At 69.2% G+C, this 2,225-nt stretch carries 3 protein-coding genes; all 3 read right to left on the bottom strand.

The annotated features are described in order from the left end of the window. Positions 1–552 (bottom strand): NAD(P)H-hydrate dehydratase (locus tag DBR22_RS17000; RefSeq protein ID WP_308810229.1); only part of this gene is annotated, 552 nt, incomplete at its 3' end. After that, the gene (locus tag DBR22_RS16995; RefSeq protein WP_108599994.1) at positions 530–1,306 is read right to left on the bottom strand and encodes a histidine phosphatase family protein; all 777 of its coding nucleotides are present in this window, start codon (positions 1,304–1,306) and stop codon (positions 530–532) included. The genes DBR22_RS17000 and DBR22_RS16995, both read right to left, overlap by 23 nt. A 133-nt stretch (positions 1,307–1,439) precedes the next feature. Then, a partial coding sequence (locus DBR22_RS16990; protein ID WP_108599993.1) for an LCP family protein occupies positions 1,440–2,225 on the bottom strand: 786 nt, incomplete at its 5' end.

Raw genomic sequence — 2,225 nt, 5'->3', positions numbered from 1 at the left:
CCCCAGCAGCACCCCGGTTTCCGTGGGGTTGGGGGTGAGGATCAGGCGGCCCCGCCACGGGTCCAGCCGGTCCTCGAGCCGGGGCAGGCAGCCCAGGGCGAAGGCGTCCAGGATGATCGCGGCGCTGTCCGAGACGGAAACAGATCCGTCCCGCAGCAGGGCAGCCAGCAGTTCCCTGGTGAGGTCAAGGTCGTCCAGGCCCGGCCCGATCAGCAGGGCGTCGCAGTTCCCAAGGTCCTCGGAAACCCGGTCCAGCCCTTCCGGTCCCAACGAGCCCTGGGCATTCTCCGGGAGCCCTGTGACCCCTGCTTCGGGCAGGGCCACAGCCAGCTGCACCGCCACCGATTCCGGCACGGCCATGACCAGCTTCCCGGCCCCTGCGCGGAGGGCGGCGGTTCCGGCGAGCAGGGCCGCGCCGGGCGTGGACCGGGCGCCGCCGATCACCAGGACGGAGCCGCGGGAGTACTTGTCCTCCCCGGGTGCCGGAAGCGGCCAGCCGCGCAGCAGGGAAGGGGTGACCGGGGTGGCGTTACTGCGGATGGACACTGGCATCTCCCGCGTGCTCGGTGACCTCCACACCCTGCTCCCTCAGGTGGTCAGCCACGTTGAAGCTGTCCAGTGTCCACGGGCCCGCCCCGTCCGGGCGAACATACCTGGTGAGGGAGGCGTTCAGGATGGTGGTGCCGGCGGCCAGATCCAGGAGCTCCTGTTCGCTCATGCCTTCCAGCACGTACCGGCACAGCAGGATCAGCGCATCGTGGCAGACCAGCATGACGCGGTGGCCTGAATCCAGGCTGTTCAGTTCGCTGAGCACCGAACGCAGCCGCAGCACCACGTCCGCCCACGATTCGCCGCCCGGCGGCCGGTAATAGAACTTGCCCAGCCACCGCCGTCGTTCTGCTTCTTCAGGCAGCCGCTGCTCCACGCCGTAGCGCGTGAGCATGTCCAGGATGCCCAGTTCACGGTCCCGCAGCCGCTCGTCCGTCCGGACGGTGACCGGCCAGCGCGCGGTCTCCACGGCGATCTCCGCCGTCTGGCGGGCGCGGGCATACGGGGACGACACCACGGCGTCGGGCCTTAACTCCTCGGCGATCCCGGCCAGTGCCTTGCCCAGCGCCAGCGCCTGGTCCTGCCCCGTGCCGGAGAGGGTGACGTCGGCATCCCGGGCGGGCACCGGAATCACCTCGGCGCCGGCCAGCGTGGCCTCCGTGGCCGCCACGTTTCCCTGGCTTTCGCCGTGCCGGATCAGGATCAGCTCCACCGCCCCGGCCTCGCGGACCGCCTGCGTCATTCCCTCGTTTTCCATCAGCGTTCACCCTCACGTCCGCGTTCAGCTCCATGCCGGAGGCAGGTGCATCACTAGTGGGTTACCCACCTGTGGGGGAAAAATAACGGACGACGGCGGCGCCGCCCGGGGGGAGCGCGGCTTACGGCACGTATTACGGCACGGCGTACTGGCCGATCGTGCCGTCCCTCAGCGCGGCCCCCACGGCGTTGACACCGCCGTAGTCCGGGAACAGGACCGACTGGCCGGCAACGAAGCCCGGGCCCGCGGTGGGCAGGGTCATGGTTCCGATCGCGTTCACATCGAGGTTCCGCAGGCTGTAGGCCAGCATGGCAACCTGGACGGGATCGAAACCCCTGTCCACGGTCAGGCAGCAGGCGGCGAACCCTGCGAGCGAGCGGACGGCGTTGACATCGTTCAGGGCCCCGCCGGCGGTCAGTTTGGCCAGGATGGCCCGGAGCATGATCCGCTGGTTCTGGACCCGCTGGTAGTCGCCGTCGGCGAATGCGTAGCGCTCGCGGCTGAACTCCAGGGCCGCCTGGCCGTCCAGATGGTTCACGCCGGCTGAAAACACGTGCCCGGTATCGTGCGTGGACTGGAACGGGAAGGGCACGTTCACATCGATTCCGCCCAGCCCGTCCGTGAGGCCTTTGAAGCCGTTGAAGTCCAGCATCAGGGTGTGGTCAACGCGGATGCCCAGCAGCGACTGCACCGTCCGCGTGACCATGTGGATGCCGCCGATCTGGAGGGCGGAGTTGATCTTCGAGCCGCCGTAGTCGGGGATTTCCACCCACGTGTCACGCATGATCGAGACGACGTAAAGGGTGCGGCGGTCAGCCGGGACATGGACCACCATCAGCACATCCGCGCGCTGGTCCTGGGCCTCGCCGGTCGCCGTGGTGTGGGCCTCCTGGTCGCGGGCGTTGGCGCGGCTGTCGCT

The organism is Arthrobacter sp. HMWF013 (assembly GCF_003061105.1).
Taxonomy (GTDB): domain Bacteria; phylum Actinomycetota; class Actinomycetes; order Actinomycetales; family Micrococcaceae; genus Arthrobacter.
The sequence above is the reverse complement of the archived record's forward strand: the minus strand, read 5'-3'. Positions and strand labels throughout refer to the sequence as shown.

Bases quoted from the DNA above. Each gene is read 5' to 3' on its own strand.
- DBR22_RS16995 (WP_108599994.1), bottom strand. From the start codon at position 1,306: ATGGAAAACGAGGGAATGACGCAGGCGGTCCGCGAGGCCGGGGCGGTG.